The sequence below is a fragment of the Bifidobacterium xylocopae genome, assembly GCF_003315615.1.
Taxonomy (GTDB): domain Bacteria; phylum Actinomycetota; class Actinomycetes; order Actinomycetales; family Bifidobacteriaceae; genus Bombiscardovia; species Bombiscardovia xylocopae.
Genome location: NZ_PDCH01000001.1, coordinates 226,469 through 252,998, shown reverse-complemented (window position 1 = coordinate 252,998; position 26,530 = coordinate 226,469). Strand labels below are relative to the sequence as shown.

At 61.8% G+C, this 26,530-nt stretch carries 25 protein-coding genes and 1 tRNA gene; 11 read left to right on the top strand and 15 right to left on the bottom strand.

Annotated elements, in window-relative coordinates; all coding sequences use genetic code 11:
• Window positions 1-2 precede the first annotated feature (2 nt).
• The 4 genes from CRD59_RS01145 to CRD59_RS01130 all read left to right on the top strand — a co-directional run bounded on the left by CRD59_RS01145 (window position 3) and on the right by CRD59_RS01130 (window position 3,240).
• Window positions 3-1,046, top strand: a complete 1,044-nt coding sequence (locus CRD59_RS01145; RefSeq protein ID WP_113852754.1) for a DUF5692 family protein — start codon at window positions 3-5, stop codon at window positions 1,044-1,046.
• A 190-nt stretch (window positions 1,047-1,236) separates the two neighbouring features.
• A complete protein-coding gene (locus tag CRD59_RS01140; protein WP_113852753.1) occupies window positions 1,237-1,494 on the top strand; it encodes a hypothetical protein in 258 nt (85 codons plus the stop codon).
• Between the two features lie 152 nt (window positions 1,495-1,646).
• Window positions 1,647-1,943: an ArsR/SmtB family transcription factor gene (locus CRD59_RS01135; RefSeq protein ID WP_113852752.1), complete on the top strand. Its 297-nt coding sequence runs from the start codon at window positions 1,647-1,649 to the stop codon at window positions 1,941-1,943.
• A 130-nt stretch (window positions 1,944-2,073) separates the two neighbouring features.
• Window positions 2,074-3,240, top strand: a complete 1,167-nt coding sequence (locus tag CRD59_RS01130) for an MFS transporter (RefSeq protein ID WP_201736509.1) — start codon at window positions 2,074-2,076, stop codon at window positions 3,238-3,240.
• A 24-nt stretch (window positions 3,241-3,264) separates the two neighbouring features.
• Here CRD59_RS01130 and CRD59_RS01125 read toward each other — a convergent pair whose 3' ends face one another.
• From CRD59_RS01125 to CRD59_RS01105, 5 genes are all read right to left on the bottom strand, one after another.
• On the bottom strand, window positions 3,265-3,900 hold the full coding sequence (locus CRD59_RS01125) for an NUDIX hydrolase (RefSeq protein ID WP_113852751.1): 636 nt from the start codon (window positions 3,898-3,900) through the stop codon (window positions 3,265-3,267).
• Window positions 3,901-4,020: 120 nt separating this feature from the next.
• Entirely contained in the window at window positions 4,021-4,956 is a 936-nt protein-coding gene (locus tag CRD59_RS01120) for a Nif3-like dinuclear metal center hexameric protein (protein WP_113852750.1), read from the bottom strand.
• Between the two features lie 97 nt (window positions 4,957-5,053).
• Complete coding sequence (gene polA, locus CRD59_RS01115) at window positions 5,054-7,954, bottom strand: DNA polymerase I (protein WP_113852749.1); 2,901 nt, start codon at window positions 7,952-7,954, stop codon at window positions 5,054-5,056.
• Between the two features lie 27 nt (window positions 7,955-7,981).
• The gene (locus CRD59_RS01110; protein WP_113852748.1) at window positions 7,982-8,626 is read right to left on the bottom strand and encodes an ANTAR domain-containing response regulator; all 645 of its coding nucleotides are present in this window, start codon (window positions 8,624-8,626) and stop codon (window positions 7,982-7,984) included.
• Between the two features lie 44 nt (window positions 8,627-8,670).
• Window positions 8,671-8,744: transfer RNA gene (locus CRD59_RS01105), tRNA-Leu, on the bottom strand.
• A 134-nt stretch (window positions 8,745-8,878) separates the two neighbouring features.
• Here CRD59_RS01105 and CRD59_RS01100 point away from each other — a divergent pair.
• Window positions 8,879-9,472 (top strand): NUDIX domain-containing protein, encoded by a 594-nt coding sequence (locus CRD59_RS01100; protein WP_113852747.1) that lies wholly within the window; start codon window positions 8,879-8,881, stop codon window positions 9,470-9,472.
• 99 nt (window positions 9,473-9,571) lie between these two features.
• On the opposite strand, the gene pyk is transcribed toward CRD59_RS01100, so the two are convergent.
• The 6 genes from pyk to CRD59_RS01070 all read right to left on the bottom strand — a co-directional run bounded on the left by pyk (window position 9,572) and on the right by CRD59_RS01070 (window position 17,673).
• Complete coding sequence (gene pyk / locus CRD59_RS01095; RefSeq protein WP_113852746.1) at window positions 9,572-11,014, bottom strand: pyruvate kinase; 1,443 nt, start codon at window positions 11,012-11,014, stop codon at window positions 9,572-9,574.
• Window positions 11,015-11,163: 149 nt separating this feature from the next.
• On the bottom strand, window positions 11,164-12,165 hold the full coding sequence (locus CRD59_RS01090; protein WP_113852811.1) for a TerC family protein: 1,002 nt from the start codon (window positions 12,163-12,165) through the stop codon (window positions 11,164-11,166).
• A 63-nt stretch (window positions 12,166-12,228) separates the two neighbouring features.
• Window positions 12,229-14,340, bottom strand: a complete 2,112-nt coding sequence (gene uvrB / locus CRD59_RS01085; RefSeq protein ID WP_113852745.1) for an excinuclease ABC subunit UvrB — start codon at window positions 14,338-14,340, stop codon at window positions 12,229-12,231.
• Between the two features lie 38 nt (window positions 14,341-14,378).
• Window positions 14,379-15,005, bottom strand: coding sequence for a dephospho-CoA kinase (coaE, locus tag CRD59_RS01080; protein ID WP_236632646.1), 627 nt, complete (start codon window positions 15,003-15,005; stop codon window positions 14,379-14,381).
• Between the two features lie 110 nt (window positions 15,006-15,115).
• A complete protein-coding gene (gene rpsA, locus CRD59_RS01075; RefSeq protein WP_113852744.1) occupies window positions 15,116-16,633 on the bottom strand; it encodes a 30S ribosomal protein S1 in 1,518 nt (505 codons plus the stop codon).
• 155 nt (window positions 16,634-16,788) lie between these two features.
• Window positions 16,789-17,673, bottom strand: coding sequence for a bifunctional methylenetetrahydrofolate dehydrogenase/methenyltetrahydrofolate cyclohydrolase (locus tag CRD59_RS01070; protein ID WP_113852743.1), 885 nt, complete (start codon window positions 17,671-17,673; stop codon window positions 16,789-16,791).
• Window positions 17,674-17,863: 190 nt separating this feature from the next.
• On the opposite strand from CRD59_RS01070, the gene CRD59_RS01065 reads away from it, so the two are divergent.
• Both CRD59_RS01065 and CRD59_RS01060 read left to right on the top strand, forming a co-directional pair.
• Window positions 17,864-18,736 carry a metal ABC transporter ATP-binding protein gene (locus CRD59_RS01065; protein ID WP_113852742.1) on the top strand — a complete coding sequence of 291 codons (873 nt, stop codon included), beginning with the start codon at window positions 17,864-17,866 and terminating at the stop codon, window positions 18,734-18,736.
• Entirely contained in the window at window positions 18,733-19,575 is an 843-nt protein-coding gene (locus CRD59_RS01060) for a metal ABC transporter permease (RefSeq protein ID WP_113852741.1), read from the top strand. Before CRD59_RS01065 ends, CRD59_RS01060 begins: the two co-directional genes overlap by 4 nt.
• Before the next feature lie 100 nt (window positions 19,576-19,675).
• On the opposite strand, the gene CRD59_RS01055 is transcribed toward CRD59_RS01060, so the two are convergent.
• The gene (locus CRD59_RS01055; RefSeq protein WP_113852740.1) at window positions 19,676-20,308 is read right to left on the bottom strand and encodes a CarD family transcriptional regulator; all 633 of its coding nucleotides are present in this window, start codon (window positions 20,306-20,308) and stop codon (window positions 19,676-19,678) included.
• Window positions 20,309-20,535: 227 nt separating this feature from the next.
• Between CRD59_RS01055 and CRD59_RS01050 the strand changes: the two genes are divergently transcribed.
• From CRD59_RS01050 to CRD59_RS01035, 4 genes are all read left to right on the top strand, one after another.
• Window positions 20,536-21,276 carry a response regulator transcription factor gene (locus CRD59_RS01050; protein WP_113852739.1) on the top strand — a complete coding sequence of 247 codons (741 nt, stop codon included), beginning with the start codon at window positions 20,536-20,538 and terminating at the stop codon, window positions 21,274-21,276.
• Window positions 21,277-21,413: 137 nt separating this feature from the next.
• Window positions 21,414-22,430, top strand: a complete 1,017-nt coding sequence (locus CRD59_RS01045) for a sensor histidine kinase (protein ID WP_236632653.1) — start codon at window positions 21,414-21,416, stop codon at window positions 22,428-22,430.
• 69 nt (window positions 22,431-22,499) lie between these two features.
• Window positions 22,500-23,189, top strand: a complete 690-nt coding sequence (locus tag CRD59_RS01040; protein ID WP_113852737.1) for a LexA family protein — start codon at window positions 22,500-22,502, stop codon at window positions 23,187-23,189.
• 232 nt (window positions 23,190-23,421) lie between these two features.
• Entirely contained in the window at window positions 23,422-24,741 is a 1,320-nt protein-coding gene (locus CRD59_RS01035; RefSeq protein ID WP_113852736.1) for a tyrosine-type recombinase/integrase, read from the top strand.
• Between the two features lie 701 nt (window positions 24,742-25,442).
• Here CRD59_RS01035 and CRD59_RS01025 read toward each other — a convergent pair.
• The 3 genes from CRD59_RS01025 to CRD59_RS08270 are packed head-to-tail and all read right to left on the bottom strand — an operon-like array spanning window position 25,443 to window position 26,519.
• Entirely contained in the window at window positions 25,443-25,721 is a 279-nt protein-coding gene (locus tag CRD59_RS01025) for a holin (RefSeq protein ID WP_113852734.1), read from the bottom strand.
• Window positions 25,718-26,398 (bottom strand): endolysin-like domain-containing protein, encoded by a 681-nt coding sequence (locus CRD59_RS08135; RefSeq protein WP_236632645.1) that lies wholly within the window; start codon window positions 26,396-26,398, stop codon window positions 25,718-25,720. The genes CRD59_RS01025 and CRD59_RS08135 overlap by 4 nt, the downstream gene beginning before the upstream one ends.
• Window positions 26,391-26,519, bottom strand: a complete 129-nt coding sequence (locus tag CRD59_RS08270; protein WP_269088366.1) for a hypothetical protein — start codon at window positions 26,517-26,519, stop codon at window positions 26,391-26,393. Before CRD59_RS08270 ends, CRD59_RS08135 begins: the two co-directional genes overlap by 8 nt.
• Between the last annotated feature and the right edge of the window lie 11 nt (window positions 26,520-26,530).

Sequence of the window (26,530 nt, the reverse complement as noted above, 5' to 3'; positions counted from 1 at the left end):
CCATGTTATTCCAAGTCTACGGACCCAACGCCTTATACCAATGGCTGGGCTGGATTCTCGTCTTCGGCTGCCTGATAGCCGCGAACGAGATCGCTCGACGGTCCAAGGCCGGCGGTCTCGTCTGCTTTGTGGCCATTCCCGTGGCCCTGACCGCATACTTCATCGCCATCTACGCCGGTGCCGCAGCGGGCGCTGGCTGGGCCCTGAACAACCCTACCTACACGGAGATGAACGGCTGGTTCCACTACGCCAAGCTCTACGCAGCCACCGCCGGCTGCATCGGCTTCATGATCCTCAAGTATGGCTGGGGCAAGCTGGGCAAGGTCAACTGGTTCAAGTGCTTCCCCTTCATCATCGTGGCCATCAACATCCTCATCGCCGTGGCATCCGACTTCGAGTCCGCCTTCCGCGGCTGGGGCGGCACCTTCGTCTCCAGCGAGGGCGTGACCCTGATGGGCGGCTGGTTCAACGTCTTCAACGGCATCGCCGGCCTGATCAACATCTTCTGCATGACCGGCTGGTTCGGCATCTACGCCTCCAAGAACCGCCAGGACATGCTCTGGCCTGACATGACCTGGGTCTTCATCGTGGCCTATGACATCTGGAACTTCACCTACACCTACAACTGCCTGCCCACCCACTCCTGGTACTGCGGCCTGGCCCTGCTTCTGGCACCGACCTTCGCCAACTTCCTGTGGAACAAGGGCGGCTGGATCCAGAACCGCGCCAACACCCTGGCCCTCTGGTGCATGTTCGCCCAGGTCTTTCCGCTCTTCCTGGACTCCAACCACTCCAAATTCGCCGTCCAGTCGGTCAACAACCCCAATGTCAACCTGATCGTCTCCATCATCTCCCTGGCTGCGAATGTGCTCGCCCTGGCCTACATCCTCTACCGCGCCAGGCAGCACCACGTCAACCCATGGACCTCCGAAGTCTTTATGGGCACACGAGACTTCGAGCAGGCCATGGCCCGCGCCGAGAAGCCCGCACTGTCCTCCGCCACGAAGGCCCGTATCAACAAGGTCAACCCCAATCTCGTTGACTGACCCCACCCAGTCTTGCGGTTCATCTTCCGCCGGCTGAGTTCCATGCGAAGCGCCCCATCGACCAGAACCCGTGGGGCGCTTAGCATATTTCGATGCTTACCGGCATCGGCGGTGCTCCAAGCACCATTGGTAGAATAGCCCGTACATACAGTTACAGGCTTAGGGAAAGCATTCACCCGAGCAGTCTGTTATGGCCCACCTGAACACCACCGTAATCCTGGTCGTCATCCTGGCAATGGTCGTATTGCCGTTCCCTGTGCCGTCGATCTGCGCAACAAGCAAACGGCGGTATCATGCGCCGGGAGACGATCCCAGCGAACGGATGGCAGGCAGTGAACAGGTCCGGCTCTTGTTGCAGCCCGGAGCCGGTACACCTTATTGCCTGCATGATTTCGAGCCCGGGCTGGTGGAGGGCGCCATTCAGTCCTTCCTTGCAGACAAGCCATGACTACGCGCTGCGTATTACCCCTGGCTCCGAAGCAGCACTCCCATTTCATCATACGGATGCCCGAACAGGGTTCGGCATAGATACACCATGCCGGATAGGCTGGCGCTAGTGATCAGGGCACCAATGTGACCATCCACCGGTACGATGGGTTTATGACCATTGAATTTCGGGATGGGGACGCACGGCTGGTGGGCGCACTCAAGGCGCTCGCCGATGAGAGCCGCCTGCAGATGGTGCGAATGCTGCATAAGCATGGCTCCGAGATGAATTGCGGACAAATCGGCGAGCATCTGGACCTCAACAAGTCCACAGTCTCCTACCATTTTCGCATCCTGCGGGAAGCCGGGCTCACGAGCACCCGCAAGGAGGGGCAGAACAGGTTCGTCTCGCTCAATGAGGACGCGTTCGACAGCCTCTTGCCACATTTCCTTGATTCCTTGGACAAGTAGCCACTGACCGATCCAGGACACACGCTGAACCATTCGGCTTCTCTACCAGTGAACGTCACCTATAACGGAGAAGGTTGCAGTAGATTGAAATTCGTTGTTTGATATTCATAAAACTATCGAATGGAATCCTGTGTACCGTTACTCCCTCACTTTCTTCCTGACCATGTTCCTTATCGGGACGGACACCTTTCTTATCTCACCCCTTTTGCCCACCCTGAGCGCGATGTACGGCACGCCCACCTCCATCTCCGGCTGGTTGGTTTCAGCCTACGCCATCGGCTATGTGCTCGCCGCCTTCATATCCGGCCCCATCTCGGACGGCCGAGACCGTAAACAGGTCATGCTCTGGGGCTTGGCGTTCTTCGCCTGCTCAACGGCTCTGTGCGGTTTCGCCTTCAGCTTCCGACTCATGCTGGCCTTCCGCTTCCTCGCCGGGGTGAGCGCCTCGTTCGTGACGCCACAGGTCTGGGCCACCATCCCGGTCATCGTTGACAAGATCCGCATCATCAAGGTCATGGGTTATGCCACGGCAGGCCTCTCCGTCTCCCAGCTGGTCGGCATCCCCATCGGCTCCTACCTCGCCGTCGTCTCCTGGCGCATCCCCTTCTATGCCATAGCCGCGGCCGCGGTGATGCTTATGCCGGTCATCGCTCTTGTACTCCCCGTCAATCGAACCAAACAGTCCGACGCCCGGCGCCCATCATTTATCAGAACCTACGTCCAGATCCTATCCAACAAGAAGGCCCTGGCCCGATTGTCGGCTTATTTCGTCTTCCAAACCGGCTCCTTCGCCGCCACCACATTCATATCCACCTGGTTCACAGGCAGTTTCGGCCTCGACCTCTCAAGCGTGGGAACGGCAATGATCGCCATCGGTGCAGGGAATCTGCTGGGCTCGCTCTTCGGATCCCGCATCGTTTCGGCATTCGGCCTGGGACACACATTTCTGAGCGAACTCACCGCCCTGGTCATACTCTATGCCATGGCACCATTCGCCAAGGGGTTCTGGATGGCGGAAACCTTGCTGACCGTCATCTATCTGGTCAACGGATTCATCTTCCCGCTCTTCATGACCACCCTGCAATCAAGCGTCAGCCAAGCCAGATCCACCATCTCCTCGCTCTCCAACGCCGCCATGTATCTTGGACAGACACTGGCTGGAATCATAGGCGGCCCCCTTATCGATCGCTATACGGGCTATACCGGCATCGGATGCTTCGCGGCGCTCATGATCGCGCTATCGACCGGGCTGTACGCCCGCACAGGCGTGTTCGCCAAGGCCGCCACCCCAGCATGACTGTGCCTGTAGCACCAGCTCGGACTAGTGGACCCCCGCCAAGCGATGCAGGGCCTCAGACTGTACGGCAATCACAGCATTGGAAGCCGTGATGGGCAGCGTCCGAAGGGCCGACCATTCCAGCCAGGCGGACTGGACATGTTCGTCGGGATCGAAGCGGGTTTGAACCTGGGTCCAGGAATCCAGCCGTACGACCATGATGTGAACCAGCTCATCACTCATCCCCTCGGAGGAATAGCAGTCGGCCACAGGCTCGATCCGATAGGCCTGAGGCCCGCCGGGAACCACACCGGTCTCTTCGCGCAGCTCGCGCAAAGCCGCGGCCTTCGGATCCTCCCCGGCATCGATGAATCCAGCCGGCAGACCGAAGGTATAACCACCGACGCCTACCCGGTATTCCCGCTCCACCAGGTACAGGTCCCGGGCCGTGTCGTGGGCCAGCATGACGACGCAGGGCGCATGATGCACCAGCTGCCGGCGGATGACGGTACGGCCCCCGTCGATTCTTGCCAGAGCTATCCGTTTGTCCTCAATGGTGAATATCGGCCCTTTGAAGAGGGTGCGACTGCCCAGCTCATCGACGGGTATGTCCATATCCACCCCATCCGTGCCTGCCGTGAAGAGCCGACGCTGATTGCCTGTTGCTCCGCTTCGATTCATGGTCAATGTCCTACCCCCTGCTTCCCATACATCCAGCCCCACAGGTAGCTTACGCATCCCTCCGCGCCAGCTAGCCGCCAGCCCACCATGGATCCAGGCCGGCCCAGGCTCCTTGTGGCCCTATTTGACGGAGAATGTCCAAGGGTCCGTCGAATGATCGATGACCCGCAAATCCACATGCACCCCGGTCTCCTCCTCGATGGCCTTGGGGATGTCCTGACCGGCATAAGCGAACCACAGACTTTCGATGGCCGAGTGCGGTGTGTTGACAAGCATGGGTCTCACTGCCCCGTCGCCGCCTGCCCGGGCTCGCAGTTCCGCCTCATAGCGGGCCTGCTGATAGGCGTCTGTGGCTGGATGGTGGCGCAGATCGCTGGTCACATAGACATCCACGCCGCTGGCACGGACCTGTTCGAACATGGAGTCGCCTGATCCGGGAAGGATGGCCACGGTGCTTATTCCGGCATCCGGTTCACCTGCTGCCTGGACACCAAGCTCGGTTCGGGGAAGGAGACCAGCGACGCGCTCGACGAAGTCACCGAAACGAATGGGCGCAGGCAACCGGCCTACCCGTCCCAATCCGACCGCGAACCCGCTCTCACCGTGCATGGCATGCCAATCCGACGGATCCACCTGAATTGGTTCCAAAGGCCGCTGCCCGGTAAGCCCCAGGAGGTCGGCCGCTGCCTGGGCGACACCCCGCACAGCGGCATCGGCGTTCGTGTGCCCCACCCACAAGCCACAATGCGCCTCCATCAGCCGGGTGACGATGGCTCCACGGAAGCCGCGACCGCCCACCTCATGAACCGGACGGAAGAACAGAGGATGATGGCAGATCAACAGTTGCGCCCCGGCTCGGATGGCCTCCTCGACCACTTCCACGGTCGGGTCCACCGCGCAGAAGACACGGCTGACCGGCCACCCCAGACCACCTACAATCAATCCGGGGTGGTCCCATTCCTCGGCATACGAGAGTGGATACAGCTCTTCCAGGACCTTGACCACATCCGCCAAAACCACGGTTGACGCCCGGGACTGCAGCGAAGACTGTGCCATGCCGACCTCCCTTCCCTGTGACAGTCCAACCCGCACCGAGCACCCTGGATAAGCTTCCGGACTTGTTCCGACCTGGTCCGGCACGGTGCACGGCGAGTCAGTGGGCTGCTTGTTGCCAATCCCCGCCTATGCCGGTGGAGACGTCCAAAGGCACGGCCAGCCTGACCGCATGCTCCATGGCTTCCTTGACCAAGGCGGCCACCTGTTTCTCCTCACCCGCGGCGATCTCCACCACGAGTTCATCATGGATCTGCAGTACGATGCGGCTTCGGCAGCCAGCCTCACTCATGGTGTGTTGGGCCTTTATCATCGCTATCTTCATAATGTCGGCGGCGGACCCCTGGATAGGTGCATTCAGCGCGGCACGTTCTGCTGCATCACGGGTGGGCCGCCGCTTGGACTTCAGTCCAGGGAAGTAGCGACGCCGTCCGAAGATCGTCTCGGTGTATCCCTTGACACGGGCATCTTCGACCAGGGATTCCAGGTAGTCGTGCACCTTGCCGAACGTGGAGAAGTACTGGGATTTCAAGACATCAGCCTCAGCGGGACTGACATCGAGCTGCTGGGCGAGTCCGTATGTGGACAGCCCGTAGGCCAGGCCGTAGCTCATGGCCTTGACGTGGGAGCGCTGGTCGGAGGAAACCTCATCCACACCGATTCCATATACCAGAGAGGCTACGTATTTGTGGAAGTCGGTACCGGACTTGAAGGCCTCGATCAGCGCCTCGTCCCCGGACAGGTCGGCCATGATGCGCAGCTCGACCTGAGAGTAGTCGCAGCTGAGCAGGGATTCGAACCCTTCGCCAGGCACGAACGCCGAGCGGATCTCGCGGCCGGCCGCGTTCTTGTTTGGTATGTTTTGCAGATTCGGATCGACCGAGCTTAATCGACCGGTCGCCGCCACGGTCTGCTCGAAGGTGGTATGGATGCGCCCGTCATTTGGATTGACCGACTCCATCAATGAGTTGACAATCTGCTTGAGTTTGTTGGTTTCCCGGTGCTTGAGGAGGGCCCCGAGGAAGTCGTTGGCCCGTTCATTGCCGACCGAACTGACGTACAGCCGCTGGAGCGAAGCCGCATTGGTCGAGTAGGACCCGCGCTTGGTACGCTGGACCGGTTTGAGCCCCATGTCCTCGAAGAGGATCTTCTGCAGCTGCTTGGGGCTTTGCAGATTGACCTTTGCCCCCGCTCTGTCCCAGGCAATGGCTTCGGCCTGCTGCGCCTCGGCCTCGAACTGGTCCCCCATGGTGCGCAGGCGTTCCAGGTCAACCTTGGCTCCCTGATCCTCCATGCCGGACAGGACCGTCGAGGTCGGCATTTCGATGACTCGCAGGAGGTTGAACTGTTTGCGTTCCTCGATCAACGATTCCAGATGAGCAGCCAGGAGTCTGACGGATTCCACCCTTCGCAGGATGGTCTCCTCTTTCGTCAGGGTGTGCGGTTCGTCCTTGCCATCGCCGCCGAAATCGAGGGCCCCCTGCTCCACTTCGGGCTTCTCGTCCAGGGAGATCTTAAGGAAGTGGGTGAAGGCCTTGTCCAGGTTGGAGGCATGGAAGTCCGGCTCGACCAGGTAACCGGCCAGCTTGGTGTCGAACAACGGCATAGCCAGCTGCAGGCCAATCGCGCCCAGCAGATGGACATGCTCCTTGTACCCGTGGACGGTGCAGGTTGCTATACGCGCAGTTATCGCTTGCTGTACCGCCTGGAGCATGTCGTCGGCCACTGCCTGGGCGTCCAGCATAACTGCGTGGGAATCAGGAGCCAGTATGACCAGCCGCTCCATCTTCGCGGCACCGGGCTTGTCGTCCCCCTCGGCGTAGAGATACCAGGAGTTCTCGGCCAGATCGGGGCAAGCCACAGCCTGCTCTTGAGCGGCTTTCACGCCATCGCCAGCCGCCGTGATGACCGGACCGGAATCCGGCATGGCCTCGGCCATCGTTCGTGAATCCTCCACGGTGGGCAGGTGGCTCTCACACCAGGCGGTGAACGCCTCGGCATCCTTGACCGGATCCAACGAGGGCAGCTCGAACTCCATCTCCTCACTGGCACCGGCATCTTGGCCGGTTCCGGTCGAATCATCATAACCCTCCACGCAGTTGAATCCCTTGAGGATCTTGTTGCGGGTGTGGGAACCGAATTCCAACTGATTGAAGAGCGCATTGACCTCATCGGTGTGAATCTTGCCGAAAGTCAGGTCCTCGACCTGTACACCCAGGTCCAGATCACGCACCAACGCGTTGACCCGGCGGTTCAGCCTGACCTGTTCGATGCTATCTCGCAAGGCCTGGCCCTTCTTGCCCTTGATGGCATCGGCACTTGCCAGGACACCCTCCAGGCTGCCGTACTCATTGAGCCAGCGCGCGGCGTACGCATCCCCCACCCCTGGGACACCCGGGATGTTGTCGGACTGCTCGCCTCTCAGAGCCGCCAGGTCGGGATACAGACGAGGGCCGACGTGGTATTTTTCCTCGATCGCTTCCGGGGTCATCCGCTTGAGCTGGCGGAAGTGGTAGCCGGGGAACAGGACCGTGACCGACTCATCCGCCAGCTGGAAGGCATCCCGGTCGCCAGAAAGCACCAGTGTCCGGTATCCTGCTTCCTCACCCATCGTGGCCAGGGTCCCGATGATGTCGTCACCCTCATAACCCTGCTTCTCGATATAAGTGACCCCAAGTGTCTCCAGGAAGTGCTGCAGTTTGGGCAGCTGGTCGATCAACTCCTCGGGGGCGGCCTGGCGTGTGCCCTTATAACCGGAAAGCATCTCATTGCGGAAGGTCCCGCCAGCCATATCGAACGCCACAGCCATCCGCGTGGGCTGCTCGGCGGCGATCACTTCCGAAAGCATTATCGCGAAGCCCCAGACCGCGTTGGTGGCCTCGCCTTTCGAAGTCGTGAACGACTCGACCGGGAGGGCATAATAGGCCCTGAAAGCCAGCGAGTGACCGTCCACCACCAGCAGGGGGCCCTTGCCGTTCTTCTGTTTGTCCGCTTCGCTCATGCTCGCCGCCCCATTCGTGTAACCGCCCTAGTCGTCGCCCTGCATCTGCGCGATGACGGCGTCGGCCACCTCTTGCATGGTCAGCCGCCTGTCCATCGAGGTCTTCTGAATCCAACGGAAGGCCTCGGACTCGGTCAGCCCCATGTTCTCCATCAGCAGCCCCTTTGCGCGGTCAACCCGCTTTCGGGCCTCGAACCTGGCCTTCATGTCGGAGACTTCGTCCTTGAGGGCGTTGATCTGGTCATAGCGAGAGATGGCCACCTCTATTGCCGGCAGAAGCTTTTCTGGAGCGAACGGCTTGACCACGTATGCCATGGCGCCCGCATCCGCCGCTTTCTCGACCAGACTCTGCTGGGAGAAGGCTGTCAGCATGACCACCGGCGCCAGATTCTCCTGGCCTATCTCGGTGGCTGCCTCGATACCGTCCTTACCTGGCATCTTCACATCCATGACCACCACGTCGGGCTTGAGCTCACGTGTCAGATCGACGGCCTCCTGACCGCTGGCGGCCTGCCCGACCACCTCATAGCCGGCATCCTCAAGAGCCTCGACAGTGTCGAGTCTGATCAGGGCCTCATCCTCCGCCACCACGACCGTGCGTCCGGCGGATTCATCGTCATAGGTCTTACTCTCAGAAGCCAATGTAACCTCGTTTCTGTATCTTCCCGCCATGTGGCCTGCCAGCTGAAGTGCCGGACGGGAACTCGCGTGCGTCGTGCCCCCGGTGAGACTCGAACTCACACTGCACGGATTTTGAGGCCGTTTCCTCTACCAATTGGGATACGGGGGCCAATGGCATCCTTGGTAGAATCTAGCACACGTCCGAGACGACGCACACCCCCGCGTTGCTTGGCCCCGACGACATGCGTGGCCTAGAATGAGAGCGCAGGCAAGGATGCCACCAATCTGGCTAAGGAGGGCACTATGAGCACGCAATCTTACCGGCGCTTCGATCCCTGGCGGCCTTCCCCCGTACAGGAGGTGGACCGTCATGAGACCATGGACAGCCACTATTTCGGTGTGGACGAAGTCAGCTATGTCTCCGTCGACGCGGAGCGGTTCAAGCGTTCGATCGTCCACGAGAAGAACGGTGACACCATAGCGGTCCTGGCGATGACAGAGGACGACAGGATTCCGCTGGTGGAGCAATACCGCCTCCCCACCCACCGATGGACCCTGGAATTACCGGCCGGCCACCCCGTCAGCGACAAGGAAAGACCGGTGGATGTAGCGGCCCGCAAGCTACGGGTGGAGGCCGGTTACGAAGCCAAGTCCTTCCGCCAGTTCGCCCGTTTCATCAACACCCCGTCCTTCTCCAGCCACTACACCTCCCTCTTCTATGCCCAGAGCCTGACGCCCGTGAAGCGCGGAAGTCTGGGCCCGGAGACGCCCCATCAGGATGTGCGCCTGTTCAGTGTGGACGAAGCCTACCGGATGGTCATCGCAGGCACGATTCTGGACGCGAAGACCGTCATCGCCATACTCAGGATGAGGATCGGACTGACCGACCTGGGCTGAGGCGGTTGTGCACGATATGGATGGGCAAGGGCCCTTCAACCTCCCTGGAGAGGTTGAAGGGCCCTTGCCAGCTGGTCAGCGGGTGCTGTCAGCTTCCGCTCATTCGGCCTTGCCGACGGTGTGGACGTAGATGGAATCTGTGGAACCGGGCTCATGCTCACCCTGACCGCAGGACAGTACGACGACCTTATCGCCGTCGGAGAGCTTGCCGGCACCCTTGAGGATCCTGTCGAGGTAGGCCATCAGGGCCTCGCGCGTCAGCCCATGGTAATCCTGCTCGCACAGGAAGGCCTCAGTGCCCCAGGACAGAGCCAGCCAATGGAAGGTGTGCTCGCTGTTGGTCAATGCGTAAATCGGAGCTGCCGGACGCTCGCGGGAGACACGGTGGACGGTATCACCGGACTGGGTGAAGGCCACGATAGCCTTGGCATTGAGCTTGTCAGCCAGATCCACGGCGGCGGAGGAGACCGCACCGGAGTTGGACATATCCAGGTCCTTCATGACCGGAATGCGATCGAAACCATGGGCGGTGGCGTAGCCTGAGATGCGGGCCATCGTGGAGACGGTCACATCTGGGTAGTCGCCGACAGCGGTCTCATTCGAAGTCATGGTCGCGTCGGCGCCGTCCAGGACGGCGTTGGCGCAGTCAGAGGCCTCCGCGCGGGTGGGAATCGGAGAATGGACCATTGAACCCAGGACCTCAGTGGCCACAATCACCGGCTTGGCGTACTGACGCGCCAACTCGATGCACCGCTTCGTGACCAGCGGAACCTCTTCGAACGGCATCTCGACGGCCATGTCACCGCGTGCGACCATGATGCCATCGAAGGCCTTGACGATTTCCTCCAGATTCTCAACGGCCTGGGGCTTCTCGATCTTTGCCACGATCGGGATGCGGCGGCCCTCCTCGTCCATGATCTCATGGGCGCGGTCGATATCGGTGGCGAAGCGGACGAAGGACATGGCGATGATGTCGGCACCGGTCTGGATGCCCCAGCGCAGGTCTGCCTCGTCCTTCTCGGTCAAAGCGGGCAGGCTCACGGCCACGCCGGGCAGGTTGATGCCCTTGTGCGAGGAGACGGGACCGGCCACGATGACCTTGGTGTGGACGTTGTTGCCTTCGACCTCGGTGACCTCCAGGCGGACCTTGCCGTCATCGATCAGAATCGGATCGCCCTTGTGGCAGTCGCCGGGCAGACCCTTGAAGGTGGTGGAGGTGATGTGCTCGTCGCCTTCGATGTCATCAGTGGTGATGACGAACTCCTGGCCCTCCTTGAGCTGGACCTTGTCCTCGCCCTCGGCGTTCTTCTTGAACCAGCCACACCGAATCTTCGGCCCTTGCAGGTCGACCAGGGCCGCCACGTTGCGGCCGGTCGTCTTACCGGCCTGGCGCAGATTGTTGTAGACCTTCAGATGATCCTCGGGGGTACCGTGGGAGCGGTTGAGCCGGGCCACGTCCATGCCGGACTCGACCAGCTTCGTGATCTCCTCCAGGGACTCCGAGGCCGGTCCGATGGTGTCTACGATCTTGGCTTTGCGCATGTGCTGCCTGCCTACCTTTTCCTTGGTGCTTGTTCTTGCCTCCAGGTATGTCCCGGGGCGCTCACATGGCCAGTCTACTCGGCTCAGCCGACGGACGGGGAAAATTCCTGTTAGCGCTAACAGTCATTGCACGGCAAGGAATCTCCTCCTCAGTCCTCCCCGGGATCGCGTCTGGAGAGTTTGAGCCCCTGCCTGCGGGCTTTGACCAGAGAGGCCACGGCGGCACCACCGATGGCCACCACGATGACCGCCAGGGAGAGCCATGTGGGTATTTCAGGCACCGCTGCAATCGGTTCGCCGCCGTTGATGAACGGCAGCGAGTTGCCATGCAGGGCTTCCAGAATCAGCTTGACGCCTATGAAAGCCAGCACAATCGAAAGCCCGACCGGCAAGTAAGCAAGCTTATCGAGCATGGCACCCAGAAGGAAGTAGAGCTGCTGGAGACCCAGGAGGGCGAACACATTGGAAGTGAAGACGATGAAGGGGTCGCGCGTCAGGCCGAAAATGGCCGGGATCGAGTCGAAGGCGAACATCACATCGGTGGTGCCTATGGCCAGGAAGACAATCAGCATCGGCGTGAAATAGGAGACACCGTCCTTGCTGACCCGCAGGCGCTCCCCGTCGTACTCGTCGCTGATGCGCATGACATGTCTCAGGCTGGCCACCAGGCGGTTCTCCTTGTACTCCTCCTCGTCCTGCCCGCGGGCCACCTTCCAGGCCGTGTAGAGCAGAAAGGCACCGAAGATGAAGAAGATCCAAGTGAACCGGTCTATCAGGCTGACTCCAACCAGGATGAACACACCGCGCAGGACCAGGGCGATGGCGATGCCCACACTGAGCACATACTTTTGCAGGAGCCTGGGGACCGCGAACTCCCCCATGATGATCACGAACACGAAGAGGTTGTCGATGGACAGGGAGTACTCCGTCAGCCAGCCCGAGTAGAACTCGATGGCCGGCTTCGGGCCGGCGACCAGCCAAAGCAGGCCGCCGAAGACCAGGGCAGCACCTACGAAGAAAGCGATGTGCCGGGCGCACTCCTTGGTGGAGGGGACGTGAGGCCTGCGTCCGATGACGAACAGGTCGACCACGATGAACACCGCCAGGAAAGCCAGTGTGACGACCATGAAAACAAGTGGGGTCTCAGACATGCAGCCCACTGTATCGGCCGTTTACGACAGGTTTGCGCTCCTGCCGCGGTGATTTTAGCGCATTCATTTGCTCGCCTCGGCCATCTGCCGCAGCTCTTTCTTCAGATCCCGGATCTCATCACGCAAGCGGGCTGCCAGTTCGAACTGGAGCTGTTCCGCGGCCGTATGCATCTGGTCGCTCAGCTGACGGATCAGATCGGCCAGGTCCTGGGCCGGCAGACCCGCCTGCAGAATCTCCTGATGTCGTTTGTCCGCTTCGTCCTTGTCGAAGGAGGGAACGCCCAAGTGGGAATTGCCGGCCTTGCCGGCATTACGGTATCCGCCCTCCAGCAGGGTCTGGGTGTCCACATCCTCTTTGGCCAGCATGTCGTTGACGTCGGAGATCTTTTTAATCAGGGGCTTGGGATCGAGTCCATGCTCCTCGTTGTAGGCGATCTGCTTGGCCCGTCGGCGATTCGTCTCGTCGATGGCCTTCGTCATCGAGTCCGTCCGCTCGTCCGCATACATGATCACGGTCCCGGAGACGTTCCTGGCGGCTCGTCCAATCGTCTGGATCAGGGAGCGATAGGAACGCAGGAAGCCTTCCTTGTCGGCATCCAGTATGGCGACCAGTGAGACCTCAGGCAGATCCAGGCCCTCGCGCAGGAGGTTGATGCCGACGATCACGTCAATCTTGCCTTCGCGAAGCTCACGCAGGAGCTCCACCCTACGCAGGGTGTCCACGTCAGAATGCAGATACTCCACTTTGATGTCCCGCTCAAGCAGGTAATCAGTAAGGTCCTCGGCCATCTTCTTCGTCAAGGTGGTGACCAGCACCCGTTCATGCCTGGCCACGCGATCCTTGATTTCGGCCAGTAGATCGTCCACCTGGCCTTTGACCGGGCGGACCTCGATCTTGGGGTCCAGCAGCCCGGTGGGGCGGATGATCTGCTCGACAACCCCGTCAGACAGGCCCATCTCATAGTCGCCCGGGGTCGCCGACAAGTAGACGGTCTGACCGACTTTCTCCAGAAATTCAGGCCACTTGAGAGGGCGGTTGTCCATGGCCGAGGGCAGCCGGAAGCCATGGTCGACCAGGGTTCGTTTGCGCGAGGCATCACCTTCGTACATGGCACCGATCTGGGGCACGGTCACATGTGATTCATCGATGACCAGGAGGAAGTCGTCCGGGAAGAAATCCAGGAGTGTGTGGGGGGCGGTGCCGGGCTCACGCCCGTCGAAATGCCGCGAGTAGTTCTCCACTCCAGAGCAGGTGCCGATTTGGGTGAGCATCTCCAGGTCATAGGTGGTTCGCATGGTCAGGCGCTGGGCCTCCAGCTCCTTGCCTTCCTTGCGCAGCTGGCCGGTGCGCCAGTCCAGTTCCTCCTTGATGGTCTTCAGGGCGCGTTGCATACGCTCAGGTCCGGCCACATAGTGGGAGGCGGGGAAGATGTGCACCTGCGTCTCATGGGCAATCTCATCGCCGGTCAACGGATGCAACGTGGATATGCGGTCTATCTCATCCCCGAAGAACTCGATACGGACAGCAAGCTCCTCGTAAACGGGTATTATCTCGACCGTATCGCCGCGCACCCTGAACGTGCCTCTGGTGAAGGCTATGTCATTGCGCTTGTACTGCATATCGACGAACTTGTGCAGAAGGTCCTCGCGGGAGATCTGCTGGCCCTCGCGCAGGAAAAGCATCCGACCGGCGTACTCCTCCGGCGTGCCGAGGCCGTAGATGCAGGAGACCGTGGCCACGACCACACAGTCACGGCGGGTCAGCAGGTTGGCTGTGGCGGCATGGCGAAGTCGCTCCACGTCGTCGTTGATGTTCGAGTCCTTCTCGATGTAGGTGTCCGTCTGGGGGATATAGGCTTCCGGCTGGTAATAGTCATAGTAGGAGACGAAATACGAGACCGCATTGTCGGGCATGAGCTCGCGGAACTCCGCACACAATTGGGCAGCGAGGGTTTTGTTCGGCTCCAGGATCAGCGTCGGACGTTGGAGCTTCTCGATCAGCCAGGCCGTCGTAGCCGTCTTACCGGTGCCTGTGGCACCCATAAGAACCACGTCGTTCTCGCCGTTCTCGATACGACGTGCCAGCTCGTCGATGGCCTGGGGCTGATCACCCGAAGGCCAGTAAGGCGACTTGACCACGAAGGGCTTGTCAGTGCGCTCGATATTGAACCCCATGCTGTTCCTCTTCCTCCGCCGGTACGGGACGCTGACGTTCACAGAGCCAGGTCCGACTCCCCCGCCGCCTGCCGTCGCAGGTCTTCATATATGGTATCAAGCCGCTCGAACATCTGTTCGATAGGCACGGATGAGTCGATGACAATGTCAGCCAGGCGCTCCCGGTCCTCGGCCACTGCCTGGCTCTCCACCCTTGCAACCGCCTGGTCGCGGGTCATATGCCGCTCGTTCACCATGCGCGCAATCCTGACCTCCGCGGGCGCCTCAACGGTGATCACATGCGCGAAAGTGAAAGGAATGGCCCCCCGCACATCCGCCAACAGGGGGATGTCATGCACCACCACCTCGGCTTGGTGGCCCCAGGCCGCATCCTGCCGACAGGCAAGTTCCACAATCAAAGGGTGGGTAAGGGCATTGAGCCTGCGGCGATTCCGGTCATCCGAAAAGACCAGGCGGGCCAACCATGGGCGGTCCACCGACCCGTCAACCCTTATGGCCCGTGGACCGAAAGCCTCACGAACTGGGCCCACGGCCTCACCGCCGGGCTCCATGATCCGGTGGGCTATCGCATCGTAGTCGATGATTCGCGCCCCAAGGTCGGCCAAGTGTCCGGAGACAGTACTTTTGCCGGCGGCTATGCCCCCGGTCAGTCCGACCCTCAACACAACAAAACCTCCATCCGCATTGTCGACAGTGCGTACAAGGCGAGGCCCGGCCCCCATCGGGGAACCGGGCCTCGCCTGTCTCACCACCACCCGTCAGACGGGCGGACGGTTCAGTGCTTCTCCTTCAGGAGCTGCTCGCGCAGGGCGGCCAGCTGGTCATCGGAGGCCAGAGTGCCTTCCGAGGAAGCCTCGGAAGTGTAGTTGGTCGAGGAGCCCTCGGCGGACTGACGGTTGCCCTTACCGGCGGAGGGGCTGGGGGTGGACGCCTCGGCGCTCTTGGCGTCCTCGGCCGCGGAGGCCTCGGCGTTTTCCAACTCCTTGACTACAAAGGCCTTGTGCTGCTCCCACAGGTCGTGAGCGGCCGCATACTGGGCCTCCCATTCCTCGCGCTGCTTCTCGTAACCGGCGATCCACTCGTTGGTCTCCGGGTCGAAGCCCTCGGGGTACTTGTAGTTGCCTTCGTCATCATATTCGGCGGGCATGCCGTAAATCGCCGGATCGAAGTCCTCGGAGGCCGGATCGACCGAATCGTCGGCCTGCTTGAGGGACAGGGAGATGCGGCGACGATCCAGATCGACGTCGATGACCTTGACGAAGATCTCCTCGCCCTGCTTGACCACGGTCTCGGGGTTCTCCACGTGGCGGTTGGCCAGTTCGGAGATGTGGACAAGACCCTCGATACCGTCGTCGACGGAGACGAAGACGCCGAACTGCACGATCTTGGTGACCTTGCCCTTGACGATCTGCCCGGGCACGTGGGTGCGGGCGAAACGCTGCCATGGATCCTCTTGGGTGGCCTTGAGCGACAGGGAGATACGCTCGCGGTCCATATCGACATCCAGGACCTCGACCGTGACCTTCTGACCGACCTTGACGACCTCGGAGGGGTGGTCGATGTGCTTCCAGGAGAGTTCGGAGACGTGAATCAGGCCGTCCACACCACCCAGATCGACGAACGCGCCGAAGTTGACGATCGAAGAGACCGTACCCTCGCGGATCTGGCCCTTCTTGAGCTGGGCCATGAAGGTCTCGCGCACCTCGGACTGAGTCTCCTCCAGGTACTGGCGGCGGGAGATGACCACATTGTTGCGGTTCTTGTCAAGCTCCAGGATCTTAGCCTGGATCTTCTGGCCGATGTAGGGGGACAGATCGCGCACACGGCGCATCTCGACCAGGGAAGCCGGCAGGAAGCCGCGCAGGCCGATGTCTACGATCAGGCCGCCCTTGACAGCCTCGATGACAGTACCCTCGACCACGCCATCGGAATCCTTGATCTTCTCGATGTCGCCCCAGGCGCGCTCGTACTGGGCCCGCTTCTTGGAGAGGATCAGACGGCCTTCCTTGTCCTCCTTGGTCACGACGAGGGCTTCGACCTCATCGCCAACCTGGACAACCTCGTCCGGGTCCACGTCCTTCTTGATGGAAAGCTCGCGGGAGGGGATCACGCCCTCGGTCTTATAACCGATGTCCAGCAGCACCTCATCGTGATCGATCTTGACAACGGTGCCCTGCACCAAATCGCCGTCATCGAAGTTCTTGATCGTGGAATCGACTGCCTTGATGAAGTCCTCTGTGGAGCCGATGTCGTTGATAGCGACCTGCGGGACTTCCTGTGTATTCTCTGCCATTAATGAGTTGTTTTCTTATAGTTGGTGAATGATTTCCGGCCATATTCAGTTATGGATCTTGAATTATCGGCCAGCATACGCTGCCGCATATGACTAGTCCTCTTCATCATAAGGGACGGGGCGGTCAAATCAGCCGACGGCCTCCGGGCGTGTCGTCACCGGTGCCGGGCCTCCCGCTCCGCGGCCTCGACCACATTGGCCAGGAGCATGGCACGGGTCATGGGTCCCACCCCTCCCGGGTTGGGCGTATAGGCGGCGGCGGACCGTCTAGCCCCCGGATCGATGTCGCCCTTGATCCGCCAGCGCCCCTGGCCCCCGTCCCAGACGCGGCTGACGCCGACATCGACCAGGACCACACCCGGCTTGACGTCCTCGGCGCGCACCAGCCCCGCACTGCCGGCGGCCGCGACGACCACGTCGGCCCGGCGCAAATGGTCGGACAGGTTCCGGGTGCCTGTGTGACACAGGGTGACCGTGGCGTTGACCTCCCGCCTGGTGAGCAGGAGACCGATCGTACGGCCCACCGTCAACCCCCGGCCCAGGACGCAGACATCCTTGCCGGACAGGTCGATCCCGTAGGCGTCCAACAGGGCCAGCACCCCGCGGGGGGTGCAGGGCAGCGGGGACGCCAGGGGGCCCGAGGTGCGCAGGACCAGCTGGCCCAGGTTGACCGGGTGCATCCCGTCGGCGTCCTTGGCCGGATCGACCGCCTCGATGACAGTGTTCTGATTTACTCCTCTGGGCAGGGGGAGCTGGACGATGAAGCCAGTGCAGGCAGGGTCGGCGTTCAGCGCCTCCACCGCATTGACGACCTCCCGGGTGTCCGCCGACGCAGGCAACTGCCGCCGGATGGAGCGAATGCCCACCTGGGCGCAATCCCGGTGTTTGCCCTCCACATACTTGAGTGAGCCAGGATCCTCCCCTACCAGCAGGGTTCCCAAACCTGGTCGCAGTCCCTGGTCGGCGAGCGCCGAGACCCGTGCCTTCAGCTCGCACTTGATCCGTTCGGCCTGCGCATTGCCATCCAGTTTCAAAGCCATACGGCCGCCTTCCCGCTCGATTCCGACGGTTGTCATGTTCACCAAGCCTAGCCACCGGCACCGCCGACCGGAAGCCTCCCGGCCATATGTCTATATTGAGAATCATAATCAATAAGAGGAGCGGCCAGGAGCCGTACGATGACTCCGGAACCGGCTGCAGACCATGACCACGGAAAGGCGGGATTGACCCATGCCAGCGGACAAGCGGGGGAAGGACGCCATCGTCCTGACCGACGCGTCGATTGCGCGTGGCGGGCGCACCATCTGGTCCCGGGGAACCTTCGCCATCCCCACAGGCAGCGTGACCGCAATCGTGGGGACCAACGGCGCCGGCAAGACCACCCTGATGAAGGCCGAGCTGGGACTGCTGTCCCTGAGCGGCGGGAGCGTGCGGGTCCTGGACCGGCCAGCGGGCGCGGCGACCAGGCTGATCGGCTACGTGCCCCAGTCCTACACCAGCGAGGTCGATGCCGACCTGAGTGTCGGACAGTACGTCCTTCTGGGAGTCAACGGCACCCGCTTCGGACCGAGACGCACAAGCCCGACAGAACGGGACCATGCCCGACGGGCCATGGCCTTCACCGGGATAGGGGACAGATCAGAGGCCCGGCTCTCCGAACTCTCCGGCGGGCTGCGGCAGCGGGCGGCCATCGCCCAGGCTTTGGCCGGGCGCCCGAGACTGCTGATGCTGGACGAGCCCCTGGCCAACCTGGACCTGGCCAGCCAACGGGAGATCGTACATGTCCTGGCCCGACTCAACCGGGAGCTGGGCATGACCATCCAAGTGGTCGCCCATGACCTGAACATGCTCCTGCCCATCCTGGACGGGGCCGTCTACCTGCTGGACGGACACCCCCACTACGCCGGCATCCACGAGGTGATGGACTCGGGACTGCTGACCCACCTGTACGGCACCCAGGTGGAAGTGGTCACCACCCCCCAGGGTGAGATGTTCATCCAACCCAGTGCAGACGCGCCCGACCAGGGGCGGCACGACCTCCACAGCAGCTCGGAAATCGTCAACGAACACCGCCATGGACGGCGGACGGGAGCACAGGCATGAACGTCTTTTTCTTCGATTCCCACTGGCTCGAGACCCTTGGATCACCCTTCATGCTCAAAGCCCTGATCGCCGGGGCCCTGATCGCGGTCGCCGCCGGTGCCATGGGATACTTCACCATCGCCCGTCACTCCACTTTCGCGGCGCACGCCCTGGCACATATCGGTCTGCCCGGCGCCACCGGCGCGGTCCTGCTGGGACTGCCGGTCTCGGCCGGACTGGGCCTGTTCGCCCTAGGCGGCGCGTTGGTCATCGGCGCCCTGGGCAAAAAGGCATCCGAGCGGGAGATCGCAACGGGCACGGTACTGGCCTTCGCCACCGGTCTGGGCCTCTTCTTCGCCCGCCTGTCCTCGTCGGCGTCCCAGCAGATGCAGGCCATCCTGTTCGGATCGATCCTGACCGTCACCTCCGGGCAGGTCGTCGGTTTCGCTATCTTCGACCTGGCCCTAGTAGCCGCCCTGGCCCTGGTCTACCACCCCCTGCTCTTCTCGTCGCTGGACGAACAGGTGGCCCAGGCCAAGGGCGTGCCGATTGGCGTGATGAACCTGATCTATATGGCGCTGATGGCCGGAGTCATCACAATCGCAGTGCCCGCGGTGGGCACCCTGCTGATCTTCGCCCTTATCGTGACCCCTGCAGCCACCGCCAACATCCTGGTGGCTTCCCCCATCAAGGCCATGGCGGTCTCGGGCCTGGACTGCCTGGTCTCGATCTGGGGAGGTCTGATCCTGTCAGCCATGTTCCCCGCTCCGCCCTCCTTCATCATCGTGACCCTTTCCACACTGATGTGGGGACTGGCCATGGGCGGCAGCAAGCTGTCGGCCAGGCGTGCGCGAGGCTGAGCGGGGCGGAACCGACCGAGTGGGGGCCACCCGTACGACAATGGGACGGCCGGGCATCCGCCCGCATCCGTCCCGCACTACCGTCGAACCGTTCCAGCGCCTACTTCTTGGCCTTGGCTTTGGGCTTGGCCTTCGGCTTAGCCGTCTTGGACTTGGCCTGCTCGGCCACCCTGGCCAGGGTCTGATCGGCGGGCTCCTTGGGAACCTTACTGTGGTGCTTCTCATCACCCGGGCGGGGACCCTGATATCCCAGGTTGACGTCCAGCAGCCGCTGGGCTTCGTCCTCAGCGATCTTCTCCGACAAGGCGATCTCGGAAGTCAGGATGGAGCGGGCCTTGCCCAGCATCCGCTTCTCCCCCGCCGACAGACCGTGTTCGTCCACGTCGCGCTGGGAGAGATCCCTGACCACCTCTGCGATCTTGTTGACGTCGCCGGTCGCTATCTTCTCCACGTTGAGCTTGTAGCGCCGGGACCAGTTCATCTCCTTCTCCTCGACGATGGGGGTGCGCAGGATCTGGAAGACCTTGGCCACCGCCTTGCCGTCGACGATGTCCCGTACACCGACCTTCTTGGCGTTCTCGACCGGCACGTCGATGACCAGACCATCCGAGGAGAGGACGGAGAGCTGGAGGTACTGGCGGGTGACCCCTTTAACGGTCCGCTCCCGCAAGGCATCCACCCGGGCGGCACCGTGCCGCGGATAGACCACCATATCGCCGACCTTATATCCCATGTACCCTCCATCGCCGCGCCGACAGGACCGATGATGCAGCCCGGCGCGTAGCACGCATACCAATACCCCAGTATCCTCGCATTGACCGTGGACGTACGCCCCTGCGATAATCGCGCCGGACAGGGCGGCGGCACACTTCTTCGGCCCTATGACTATTCTTGGTAGGAGGGTTTACGTTTATCGCGTCAGCACACGCGTCAGTCCAGGCAGTAAAGGCAGAAGCGAGCATGTTAAAGAACACGAACCGCCAATCGGTGACGGCCACAGTCCTGGTGGTCGAGGACGAGCCGACACTGGCCACGGCCATCGCCCAGCGAATCACAGCCGAGGGTTGGTCGGCGAGGGTGGCCTCGGACGGTGCCAGCGCGGTCCAGGCGGCCTCCCAGTTCAGACCCGACCTGGTAATCATGGACATCATGCTGCCGGTCATGGACGGCCTGGAGGCCACCAAGCGCATCGTGGCAGAGCGGCCGGTGCCGGTCCTGATCCTGACCGCCCGCGACGACGAGGCCGACAAGGTGACCGGCCTTGGAGCCGGAGCCGACGACTACATGACCAAGCCCTTCTCCATGCGCGAGCTTATCGCCCGTTGCAAGGCCCTCCTGCGCCGCGTAGAACGGGCCAAGGTCATCGCCAAGAACTCCGAGAATGAGAAGCTGCTGGACTTCGGCTCCCTGGTCATCGACCCGGCCCAGCGGATCGTGACCCAGAAGGGTGAACAGATTCACCTGACCCCCACCGAGTTCGACCTGCTGGCCACACTGGCCCGCAAGCCCAAGTCCGTCCTGACGCGCGAAAAGCTTTTGGAGGAGGTCTGGGACTGGGTGGACGCCTCCGGCACCCGTACCGTCGACTCCCATGTCAAGGCCCTGCGCCACAAACTGGGCGCCCACCTCATCCGCACCGTTCACGGGGTGGGGTATGCCTTCGAACCGCCCGAGGAGGGCCAGGACGGCGTTCAGGCCTGAACGGGAACGGCCCAATGAAGGAACGCAACGCACGCCGCCCGAAGGCGGCTGGCAAGGGCGCAGTGGGTGGGCTCACCTCCGCCGTAGGCTCCCAAGCCAGCGGCGGACGACCCATAGGCATATTCTCCTCCCTGAAGATGGAGCTGTCCGTCCTGATCACGATCTCAACCGCCATCGCCTTCGTGATGGCCTGGTTCCTGCTCAAGATGGGCTGGTCGGGCTGGATCGCCATGCCCCTGACCCTGGTTGTGGCCCTGGGCATCACCTACTACTTCTCCCGGGGCCTGACCGCCCCCCTGCGTCAGATGCGGGACGCGGCCGAAGCCATGGCCGACGGGGATTACACGGTCCGGGTCCAGTCCGCCGAAGGGTCCCATGACGAGGTCGGACTCCTGGCGCGTTCCTTCAATGAGATGGCGGAAGAGCTTGAGCACGCCGACCAGATGCGCCGGGACATGGTGGCCAACGTCTCCCATGAGCTGCGCACGCCGGTCTCGGCACTGCAAGCCATGGTGGAGAATATGGCCGATGGGGTGACCGAACCTACGAGCGCCAACCTGGAAGGAATCCTGGACCAGACCCACCGTCTGTCCGACCTGATCGCCTTCCTGCTGGACCTCTCCCGCATGGAGGCCGGCGCCGCCAGCCTGGAGATCGAGCGGTTCAACTTCGCCGACTTCATCGACGACACGGTCGGTCCCCTCGAGATTGCGGACGCCGGGCACGCCCACGACATCCATATCGACATGCCCGCCGGTATAACCATGGAGGGCGACCAGAACCGTCTGCGCCAGCTGTTCACCAATGTCATCTCCAACGCCCTGAAACACTCGGTCGACGGATCAACGGTCCTGATCGAAGCCCATGAGGATGAGACGGAGGGCACGATCGTGACCAATGTGGTGAACTTCGGCTCGCAGATTCCGCCCGAGGCCCGTTCCGACATCTTCCGTCGCTTCGTCAAGGGGCGCTCCCGGCCCGGCACCGAGTCCGGCGGCACCGGCCTGGGTCTGTCCATCGCCCGCTGGGCCGCCCAGCTCCACGGCGGACAGATCCACGTCGTCGACGACACACGCGGGGCCGATTTCGAAATCACCCTTCCCAAGTACCACATTGAGCAGGAAGAGGACGAGGAGCCGCGTCGGCGACCCTGACCCTTGTCCGCCCGTCGGTCCATACTAATTCGAACATATGTTCGAATATCTGCCGATGAGGTGATGACAATGGGACGACGAACCGGGGTGGCGCCCCAGCAACGGCAAACAGCGGAGCAGAGGGGACGTGAGGGCCCCGCGGGGGTTTCCACAGTGGCCTCCATCCGGTCGGCTGCGGCCAGGCCTCGGAAAGTCCCGATCGCCCTGGAGGCGGTCCATGCGGGTTTTCCCTCCGTGGCGCAGGACTACTTCTCAGGTGATTTCTCCTTCGACGAGCACGTCTTCGTCCATCCCGATTCCACGTTCGTGGTCAAGGTCGCCGGCGATTCGATGACCGGGGCCGGCATCTTCGACAGCGACCTCCTGGTTGTGGACAGGGCACTGGACCCCTGCGACGGGGATGTGGTCATCGCCATCCTGAACGACGAGCTGACCGTCAAACGGCTACGCAGTGGGGACGGACGGACCTGGTTGCAGGCCGAGAACCCGGCCTACCCCGACTTTCGCCCCCAGGAGGACGAAGTCCTAGTCATCTGGGGGGTGGTGACCGGCAGCTATCACCGGCAGCGGGAGGAGTGCCCTACGAAGACCGGGCGTCAGAACGCACCGGAGGTGACCTATCCCCAGCCAGGTGCCCATACCGGCAAACGCCGCCCGCTCCAAACCCGGCCGGAGACCAGGAAAACCCACCAGTCGGCTGACCCCGACCAGGAACGACGCTCCCCCTATCCCTCCCGCGGCTGGGAGGATCATGCCTGAACCGATCACCGGCTCCTGCCACCGCCGCGGGCATACGCGCCTGACTCCCCAGTATGTGCTGGCCGACGCCAACTCCTTCATATCGTCTACGGCCATTCAAGATAGTTGAAATGACAACAAAGAATCATTCAAAGTGTTGAAATTGCAACGTTTTTGCGGTAGTCTGCTAACGATCACCCGGCGATAACCGGGCAGTCGTTTGGCTTACACATGGCTTACACAAGGAGGCACCATGCCACGCAAAAGAGGCAACGGAGTCAGAGAGCCATACAGGTACACCACCAGCCGCGGCGAACAACGCTGGATGGCCAGCATCGACCTTGGAGTCAGCGAGGACGGAAAACGACGCCGAAAGACCGTGACCGCAGCCACATACCGGGCATGCAAGCAAAAACTGAAGGACCTCACCGACGAGATCCGCGGGAACGGCGCACCCATAAATCGGCACGTCAGGCTAGGGGAATACGCGCACCAATGGCTCACCGGAAGAAGGAACGAGCTCGACCCGAACTCCTACAAGCTTTACAACACCATCGTCAACAAGCACCTCGCCGACTACTCATGGATACCGATAGGCGATATGGTCCCCTCCACCATCCGAAAAATCATCGACAACGCCAAACGACACGACCGGAACGGCGAAACCACGGGAGAGGCCGGATTCGTCCTCAAAGGGCAGATTCGATCCTGCCTCAACCAGATCATGCAGTCAGCGCTCGCCGACAGGCTCATCCCGTCGAACCCCGTACTGGCGGTACCCGCACCAAAACGTAAGGACAAGGAGATGCGACGCACGGCCTTCAGCATACCGGAGCTCAAGTCCATGCTCGACGTGGCATCCCGCATGCCGGTGGAGGATGGGGCCATCTGGTGGTGGCGCCTTCTGACCGGCATGCGGCAAGGGGAGATCATCGGCGCGCTGTGGGAGGATTACAATTCCAAAGCCCACACATATACCGTCAACTGGCAGGCGCAGCCCCTCCCCCGCATCCACGGGTGCGGGCCGAAAAGCGGCGGTGAATGGCCCTGCGGTTACAGCAGCGCAAGGAACTGCCCGGAAGCGGTCTGGCGTGTGCCAGCTGGTTTCGCGATGCGGGAAATGAGCCGAGGCCTGGCACTCACCAGACCAAAGTCTCAGACCGGAAGAGTCGTCCCCGTCGTCCCACCTCTGCGGATGGTCATGGATAGATACCGGGCGGCGACACGGGACCGTCCCAACCCATACGGGCTCATCTTCAGAAGACCGGACGGATCACCCATCAAACCCCACGAGGATTCGGTGGCCTTCCACGACCTCATGCGCCAAGCTGGCATCGACCCCAGTACGCACACGGGCCATGAGACCAGGCACAGCGTGGTCACCCTCCTGGCCGCACAGGGCGTGGACTTCCAGCTCATCAAGGAGATCGTCGGGCATTCTAGCGACGCGATGGTTGAGCATTACCGGCACGCAGACGACGCCGAGCGCCTCAAGGCCATGGAGACCCTGGACGAGAGCCTGGGGCTCAGCGAGATAACAGCCCGCAAACGCGGGGTAACGCCTCTTTCATAGGTCTCTAAAATCTGCCCATCATCACCCGTTCGATGATTCTTAATCAGCTTTGATTTCAATCTATCGTTTTTAAATCCAACTTTCACATTGGTCAAGAAACGATAATGCGAAAATAAACGTTACTATAATGACGCACGCCTAATAGGACATTCAAGAACGGGGGTTATATAAATGACCACTACTGACTGTGACCAACCAGGCAATACTGAGGATAAGGGCCCAGAATCACCTCAACAATCCGAACCGAGTTTTTTCAAAAGGAACTGGTTTGTGGCTGAAACCCTAATCTCAATATTAATCATCCTTATTTGCGTCAGCATCAGAATCTGCACAAAAACTCGATATGTTGACATCGCACTTACCGTACTCGCACTGCTCATAGCCGTTGTAGACACGTGGTTGGCTTTCAAAGGTAGCAAGGAGTACTCAAGCAATAAGGTATTGGCAGTAGCAGGCTACTATCTGTCCATAGCCGCACTTTGCCTAACCTTCTTTAGATGAGTGTAACTTTTGACATTAAGCAAATTTCTTCAACGGGAATTCCGCTAAACAGGACTGGTTTTGGAAACACGAAAAAGCGCCCCCGCTCTCCGGTCTTCCGGAGGCGGGGGCGCTCATTAATGCAGTAACCAGGCTCAATACTCACCACATGGATGCCACATGGATGCTGGTGGAAAAATATTCGCCCGGATGTTACACAGCTACTTGCCGGCGATACGCCGGACGCTGGCCCCGGAGTCGACCTCGGGCAGGCCGGCGATGCTGGTGAGCAGGCTCATGAGGGCGGCCAGGGCGGCGGTGCCGGCCACCAGGGGCCAGTCCACGGTGCCGATGGTGGCGGCGCTGGCGGGTACGGCGGCTACGGCCGCCTGGGCGGCGGTCTTCACGGCGCGCACGGCGGCGGCCCTGACCCAGTCGGACAGGCAGGACGTCCGGTCCGGCGGTGAAGGAGGGGTGTCGCCGATGCCGGTCCCGCTCATCGCAGGGCCTCCATCAGCCGGGTGCCCCAGGGCGCGTCCCCGGAGCCGAGCTTGAAGGCCGGCAGGTCGCGGCCGCATTGCTGGGCCACCATCTGCAGCGCCTTGAGCTCGTCGGGGTGGTGGAGCTGGTGGAGCCTGGCACCGTCGAAGTAGTACAGGCCGGGCTCGTCGTTGATCTGTATGATCGCTTCCATTTTCTTCCTTTTGTCATTCGTGCCGTCTTGGGTGGTTGCGCCGTCGGAGGGGCCCACATAGCGCAGGTAGCAGTCCCACGGGTAGTCGTAATAGGGTGAGGTGTTGGTCTCGCCGCCGGTCTGGTCGCCGGCAGCGCCGGCCGCGCCCCCCGTCTCGCTGATCGACGCCTGGCACAGCAGCCCCCCGCCCACGCACACGGCCACATGGTCCGAGTCGTTGAGCAGGATGTCGCCGGGCAGCGGGTCGCCCGAGACGGCGACCCTGACCCACCCCCGGGCGGTCAGCTCGCCGCTGAGGTTGCCGGTGTAGGTCGCCCCACCCGTGTCGAAGCCCGCCTCCCGCAGGCAGTGGATCACCAGGGAGCTGCAGTCGCAGTTGCCGCCCAGGGGGTTGAAGTCCCACCGGTCGGCCTGCGAGTAGCCCATGTCGGCCTCGTCGCACCAGTAGCGCATCCGCGCCTCGAAACGTTCCAGGCTAGGCATCAGCGCCGCCTTGCAGCAGGCCGATCAGCTCGTCCTGCGACAGGGGCTTGACGGAAGCCTCCGGCGGCAGGGAACCCCCCTGCGGCTGCGCGACGCCCGCCTCACGAATCGTCTCGTCCATGATGTGTCTCC